The sequence below is a fragment of the Bacteroides sp. An269 genome, assembly GCF_002159755.1.
Lineage (GTDB): Bacteria > Bacteroidota > Bacteroidia > Bacteroidales > Bacteroidaceae > Phocaeicola > Phocaeicola intestinalis.
Genome location: NZ_NFJG01000040.1, coordinates 24,728 through 31,102, shown reverse-complemented (window position 1 = coordinate 31,102; position 6,375 = coordinate 24,728). Strand labels below are relative to the sequence as shown.

The following is a 6,375-nucleotide window of genomic DNA, read 5'->3' as shown; positions in this document are numbered from 1 at the left end:
ATCTGACGAAGAACAGGAGCGAAAAAGACCAAAAAATCGCCCAAAGCACACACGAAAACGTATACATCAAGACAAGAAAAACTTTTTGGAGAAATTCAAAACAGCTTCTAAAACAGGCTCTAAAAAAGTAAGGCTGCATTCCCCCTTACCGAAAACGCAGCCTATATATAATAAGGTATATACCTGATTAAGCTTTTACACGGCCAACGTATGAACCATCGCGTGTATCCACTTCAATCATTTCATCTTGGTTGATAAACAAAGGCACACGTACGGTAGCACCTGTTTCTACCGTAGCAGGCTTGGTGGCATTGGTAGCTGTATCACCTTTCAAACCCGGTTCGGTATAAGTCACTTTCAGCTGTACCTTCACCGGCAATTCAGCGTAGAGAATAGTCTCTGTAGAAGCATCTGATACGACATCTACCACCATTTCTTCTTTCAAGAAATCAACGCCTTCAATCAGGTCGCGAGCGATGGGCACTTGTTCGTAAGTCTCCTGGTTCATAAAGATATAATCTTCACCTTCTTTATAAAGGTACTGATAAGGACGACGCTCTACACGTACATCTTCCAGCTTTTCGCCGATGTTGAAGCGGCGTTCCAACACATATCCGTCTACCACATCTTTCAGCTTCGTACGCATAAAGGTATTTCCTTTACCCGGTTTTACATGCAAAAAGTCGATGCAAAAATACAACTTGCCATCCATACGGATTGCGGTTCCAATCTTAATGTCTTGAGCATTAATCATAACTGAATTCTTTATTTATGTTATTATTGATTTGTATTCATCACTATCAATTCGGGTGCAAAATTAATCTAAATCACGAAAAAACACAAAAAGATTTGTCTAAAAATGATTTAGCCATTTGGTTTATTTAAAAAAAGTCACTACTTTTGCAGCCCGAACGCATGGAATAATAACATAATTAGATACGAAAAATGAAAAGAACTTATCAACCCTCGAACAGAAAGAGAAAAAACAAACACGGTTTCCGTGAAAGAATGGCAACTGCTAATGGCCGCCGCGTATTGGCTGCACGCCGCGCTAAAGGTCGTAAGAAACTGACTGTCTCTGACGAATATAACGGCGTTAAAGCATAAGTCCGAGACAAAAGAAAAAGCTAAGAGCCGCAAGATGCTGAGACAGTGTTTTGTGGCTTTTCTTTTTTATTGTATCTTTGCAGGCATAACCAAAGACTGATTTTCATAAGACTAAGATTATGATAAAGCTGAAAGATTTTTTCTCGTTCAAGCAAAACCGCTTCTTCTGGCTGAACATCATCGGAATGGTGGTAGTGATTCTGGCAGCCATTGGCGGAACATTGTTCTGGCTGGATGCCTATACACATCATGGGCAATCGTATCTTGTCCCCAACGTCAAGCACAAGTCATTGGAGCAAGCACAACTCTTGCTTCAGAACCAAAACATGCAGGGCGTAGTGGTAGACTCTACATACGTGAAAGAACTCTCTCCGGGCATCATACTCGAACAAAAGCCTGAAGGAGGCATGCGCGTAAAAGAAGGACGCACCATATATCTTACTATAAACACACGGGAGGTTCCCCGTGTGCGAATCCCCGACATTATCGACAACAGTTCCGTACGTCAGGCTGCTGCAAAGCTGAAAGCCATGAAATTCAAACTGACCGAACCGGAACTGGTACCTGGAGAACAAGACTGGGTATATGGCATCAAATATCGGGGCAAGAGCCTGAAGTCGGGTGACAAAGTGCCATTCGAGGCTGTCCTGACGTTGTGCATCGGAAACACTCACCTGCGTGACTCCCTTGCTACCGATACTTTAGGACTCAACCTGGAACAGGAAAGCGAAGCACAAGTAGATGACTCTTGGTTCTAAAAAAGACAATACAGACAGACGAATGGAAGAAAACGACATCACTGAGCTGGACGACTCATTGGACGATATCGAACCGGTAAACTCCTCGTCCGGATTATACGAACATTTCAGGGTTACCGTAGACAAAGGGCAAACACCGGTACGCATCGACAAATACTTGTTTGAACGTATCGTCAACGCTTCGCGCAACCGTATCCAAACGGCTGCTGACAACGGATACGTCATGGCAAACGGGAAACCCGTAAAAAGCAGCTACAAAGTAAAGCCGCTTGATGTGTTGACCGTCATGATGGACCGTCCCCGGTATGAAAACGACATTATCCCCGAAGACATCCCTCTGGATATTGTGTACGAAGACGACGACTTGATGGTGGTAAACAAACCGGCAGGACTGGTGGTACACCCGGGTTGCGGAAACTATCACGGCACGTTGGTAAACGCCATCGCCTGGCACCTGCGCAATGTGCCTACGTATGACCCGAACGACCCACAAGTAGGGCTGGTGCACCGTATAGACAAAGACACGTCCGGCCTGTTGGTCATAGCCAAGACTCCGGATGCCAAAACCCATCTGGGCATGCAATTCTACAACAAAACTACAAAACGTGAATACAATGCACTGGTATGGGGCATCATTGATGAAGACAAAGGAACCATCGAGGGCAATATCGGGCGTAACCCGAAAGACCGTATGCAGATGGCGGTGATGAGTGACCCTACGCAAGGGAAACATGCCGTAACGCATTATCAGGTACTGGAACGTCTGGGATATGTCACCCTCGTGAAATGCGTACTCGAAACCGGACGCACGCACCAGATACGTGTACACATGAAACACATCGGACACGTACTGTTCAATGACGAGCGTTACGGAGGGCACGAAATATTGAAAGGAACTCATTTTAGTAAATACAAACAATTTGTGAACAATTGCTTCGCCATTTGTCCCCGGCAAGCGCTGCACGCCAAGACACTGGGATTCGTTCACCCCCGCACAGGCAAGGAACTGTTTTTCACTTCCGAATTGCCCGAAGACATGACACATTTGCTGGAAAAATGGAGAGCATACATCAGTAATCGAGAAGAATCATGAAACGTATCATTGCTATCGTAGCAGGAGGAGACTCATCGGAACACGATGTTTCCATGAAAAGTGCAGAAGGAATTTATTCCTTCATCGATAAAGAAACTTATAAAGTATATACCATAGAGTTGGGACACAAAGGCTGGAATGCCATCCTGGAAGACGGCTCGAAGAGCACGGTCGACAAAAACGACTTCAGCTTTATGGAGAACGGGCAAAAGATAAAGCCCGACTTCGCCTACATCACCATCCACGGCACACCGGGCGAGAACGGCATCCTGCAGGGCTATTTCGAACTGCTCGGCATCCCTTACTCCACGTGTGACGTATTGGTATCCGCACTGACTTTCAACAAGTTCATGACAAACCAATATCTGAAAAGCTTCGGGATACGTATCGCAGAATCCATGCTGGTACACAAACGGAACGGCATCAGCGATGAAGAAGTAATCGAGAAAATCGGACTGCCTTGTTTTATCAAGCCCAATGCCAGCGGTTCGAGCTTCGGCGTAACCAAGGTGAAAACCAAAGAACAAATCCAACCTGCCCTGCAAGCGGCTTTCGCCGAATCGGATGACGCCATGATAGAAGCCTATATGGACGGCATTGAACTGGCGAACGGATGCTACAAGACACAGGACAAGTCGGTGGTGTTGCCTATCACGGAAGTGGTCAGCAAGAACGAGTTTTTCGATTTCAATGCCAAATACAACGGACAGGTGACCGAAATCACCCCTGCACGTCTCAGCCCCGAACTGACCGGACGCGTACAAAAGCTCACCTCTGCCATTTACGATATTCTGGGATGCAAAGGATTGGTACGTGTAGACTATATCATCACCGAAGGCGAAAAAATCAACTTGCTTGAAATCAACACCACTCCGGGAATGACCGCAACAAGCTTCATTCCACAGCAAGCACGTGCCGCAGGCATCAATATGGAAGAAATTATGACCGACATCATAGAAGACAACTTCTCGGAATGAAGAATGAAGAATTAAGAATGAAGAATTGCTTTGCCTGCATGGAATTCTTCATTCTTAATTCTTCATTCTTCATTTAAAATGCTTACCTTTGAAGACAAAATTTAAAACCAAACGCCATGAACATTCCAGCCGAATTCGATGAAATACGTCCGTATACCCCAGAAGAGCTTCCACAGATATTCGATGAACTACTTGCCGACCCCGCTTTTCAGGCTGTCATCAGCCTGATTATGCCAGGCATGCCTCTTGATACGCTGAGCCATAAGCTGCACCAGTGCAAAAACAACCTGGAAGTACAAAAAACCATATTCTATCCGTTGCTGCACCAAATCATCAAAGAACACAGCGACGGCTTCACACTGAATGCTTCTTCACTGACCGACAAGGAAAAGAACTACACCTTCATATCCAATCACCGTGATATCGTGCTCGACCCTGGATTTCTTTCCCTCGGACTGCTAGACAACCATTTCCCTACTACAGTAGAAATAGCTATCGGTGACAACCTGCTTATCTACCCATGGATCAAGAAACTGGTACGAGTGAACAAATCATTCATCGTGCAGCGTGCCCTCAGTATGCGCCAGATGTTACTTTCATCTGCACGCATGTCACGCTATATTCATTTTGCCATTACACAGAAAAAAGAAAATGTATGGATAGCCCAACGGGAAGGACGCGCTAAGGATTCGAACGACCGGACACAAGAAAGTGTACTGAAAATGCTGGCACTGGGAAGCACAGGAGACACCATCGACTACCTGAAGGAGCTGAACATTGTTCCCACTTCCTTGTCGTATGAATACGACCCGTGCGATTTCCTGAAAGCCAAGGAAATGCAGCAAAAGCGAGATATCGAAGGATTCAAGAAAACGCAACAAGACGACCTTATCAATATGCAGACGGGCATCTTCGGATATAAAGGCAGAGTCTATTTCCAAACGGCTCCCTGCCTCAACGAAGAACTGGAAACCTTGCGCGGATTGCCGAAGAACGAGATTTTCGTAAAAGCAGCCCAACTTATCGATCTGCACATACACCGTAATTACCGCTTATATCCTGGTAATTACATCGCATACGACTTGCTGGAAGGGAAACACGAATTTGCCGGAAAGTATGACGAGAAAGACCAAGCGAAATTCGAAGCATACCTGCAAAAGAAACTCGCCCTGATTGATTTGCCGAATAAGGACATCCCGTTCTTGCGGCAATGCATCCTGACCATGTATGCCAATCCGGCCATCAACCACCTGAAAGCATTAGAGGCATGAACAAACGGATACTCCCTATCGCCTTTCTTCTTTGCCTGCTTCTTGCCGGAAGCTGCAAAGAAGAAACGTATGTCTACCCCAATGTCATTACCGAATTCATTGATATCCAGACAGACGAAAGCGGAACAATCACCCACTTGGTGGCAGACAATGGGAAGCGTTATGCCGTGCAGCCTCGTGAAGGTCTAAACGGACTTCACGCCGACACCATCTACCGCACCGTATCTATTTATCAGTTTCTAACGGAAAAAACCAATTCAAGCGAAGCGGAAGTAATGCTCTATTCCAGCAAAATCGTCATTTCACCCTATCCGGCTAAAGCATCCGAATGGAAAGACAGCATCTATACCGACCCGGTGGATATTCAGAGTATATGGCTTTCAGGCAATTACCTGAATCTGATAGCAGAAGTAAAACGGAAAGACCAGACACATGCTTTCCATTTCATTGAAGACAGCATCTCTACCGATTCTCAAGGCGTACGTACATTATACCTACGGCTTTTCCATAATAGCAACCAGGATTACGAAGCATTCACCAACCTGACTTACCTCTCCGCTCCGCTTCGAAACTACCAAGACACCCTGCGCACCGGAGACAAAATATGCTTCCGCATCCATACTTATAAAGAAGGACAAACCTACAGAGAATTCACCTATTAAAAAATTCCTTACTTATGATTAAACCACTTTATTTCTTTTTTTTCGTAATTGTTTGCCTGCTTGGACTGATGGCATGCAGTGCCAGACCGCAAGACAAATTCAAGAATCTCACAGCCGATGAGTTCGACCGCTTGATTCAAGATGAAAACGTGCAACGGGTAGATGTGCGTACGGTAGCAGAATATAGTGAAGGGCACATTCCGGGCAGCTTGAACATCAATGCACTGGAAGACCATTTTGCTGCTGCTTCCGAAGAAATGCTCGACAAAGACCGTCCTGTGGCTGTATACTGCAAAAGCGGACGCAGAAGCCGGAACGCCGCCCGCATCCTTACCAACTTAGGATATAAAGTCTACAACCTCGACAAAGGATTTGACAATTGGAAAGAATACGGCAAGGAAGTGGAGAGATAATTAATAGTTAATAATGAATAGTTAATAGTGGGAAGTGTTTTCTGCCATTCGTTATTAACTATTCATTATTCACTATTCACCATTAACTTACATT

The 6,375-nt window shown here is 45.3% G+C and carries 9 protein-coding genes; 8 read left to right on the top strand and 1 reads right to left on the bottom strand.

From position 1 onward, the window contains the following. Positions 1-187, top strand: a 187-nt coding sequence (locus B5F71_RS20770) for a hypothetical protein (protein ID WP_206423834.1), incomplete at its 5' end; no start/stop codon positions are given. Here the strand turns inward: B5F71_RS20770 and efp are convergent. Then, entirely contained in the window at positions 188-754 is a 567-nt protein-coding gene (efp, locus tag B5F71_RS09550; RefSeq protein WP_022038805.1) for an elongation factor P, read from the bottom strand. Between the two features lie 191 nt (positions 755-945). On the opposite strand from efp, the gene rpmH reads away from it, so the two are divergent. The 7 genes from rpmH (at position 946) to B5F71_RS09515 (ending at position 6,281) form a co-directional block, all read left to right on the top strand. After that, a complete protein-coding gene (gene rpmH / locus B5F71_RS09545) occupies positions 946-1,107 on the top strand; it encodes a 50S ribosomal protein L34 (protein ID WP_022038806.1) in 162 nt (53 codons plus the stop codon). A gap of 119 nt (positions 1,108-1,226) precedes the next feature. Next, complete coding sequence (locus B5F71_RS09540) at positions 1,227-1,865, top strand: PASTA domain-containing protein (protein ID WP_022038807.1); 639 nt, start codon at positions 1,227-1,229, stop codon at positions 1,863-1,865. 22 nt (positions 1,866-1,887) lie between these two features. After that, positions 1,888-2,958 carry an RluA family pseudouridine synthase gene (locus B5F71_RS09535; RefSeq protein WP_087209660.1) on the top strand — a complete coding sequence of 357 codons (1,071 nt, stop codon included), beginning with the start codon at positions 1,888-1,890 and terminating at the stop codon, positions 2,956-2,958. Further along, positions 2,955-3,935, top strand: coding sequence for a D-alanine--D-alanine ligase (locus B5F71_RS09530; protein WP_087209656.1), 981 nt, complete (start codon positions 2,955-2,957; stop codon positions 3,933-3,935). Before B5F71_RS09535 ends, B5F71_RS09530 begins: the two co-directional genes overlap by 4 nt. A 116-nt stretch (positions 3,936-4,051) precedes the next feature. Further along, a complete protein-coding gene (locus B5F71_RS09525) occupies positions 4,052-5,206 on the top strand; it encodes a 1-acyl-sn-glycerol-3-phosphate acyltransferase (protein ID WP_087209653.1) in 1,155 nt (384 codons plus the stop codon). Next, on the top strand, positions 5,203-5,868 hold the full coding sequence (locus B5F71_RS09520; RefSeq protein ID WP_087209650.1) for a NigD-like protein: 666 nt from the start codon (positions 5,203-5,205) through the stop codon (positions 5,866-5,868). Before B5F71_RS09525 ends, B5F71_RS09520 begins: the two co-directional genes overlap by 4 nt. Positions 5,869-5,882: 14 nt before the next feature. Continuing rightward, positions 5,883-6,281, top strand: a complete 399-nt coding sequence (locus tag B5F71_RS09515) for a rhodanese-like domain-containing protein (protein ID WP_087209649.1) — start codon at positions 5,883-5,885, stop codon at positions 6,279-6,281. Positions 6,282-6,375: the final 94 nt, after the last annotated feature.

Coding starts and splice junctions, on each gene's coding strand:
- efp (WP_022038805.1), bottom strand. CDS start 754: ATGATTAATGCTCAAGACATTAAGATTGGAACCGCAATCCGTATGGAT.
- rpmH (WP_022038806.1), top strand. CDS start 946: ATGAAAAGAACTTATCAACCCTCGAACAGAAAGAGAAAAAACAAACAC.
- B5F71_RS09540 (WP_022038807.1), top strand. CDS start 1,227: ATGATAAAGCTGAAAGATTTTTTCTCGTTCAAGCAAAACCGCTTCTTC.
- B5F71_RS09535 (WP_087209660.1), top strand. CDS start 1,888: ATGGAAGAAAACGACATCACTGAGCTGGACGACTCATTGGACGATATC.
- B5F71_RS09530 (WP_087209656.1), top strand. CDS start 2,955: ATGAAACGTATCATTGCTATCGTAGCAGGAGGAGACTCATCGGAACAC.
- B5F71_RS09525 (WP_087209653.1), top strand. CDS start 4,052: ATGAACATTCCAGCCGAATTCGATGAAATACGTCCGTATACCCCAGAA.
- B5F71_RS09520 (WP_087209650.1), top strand. CDS start 5,203: ATGAACAAACGGATACTCCCTATCGCCTTTCTTCTTTGCCTGCTTCTT.
- B5F71_RS09515 (WP_087209649.1), top strand. CDS start 5,883: ATGATTAAACCACTTTATTTCTTTTTTTTCGTAATTGTTTGCCTGCTT.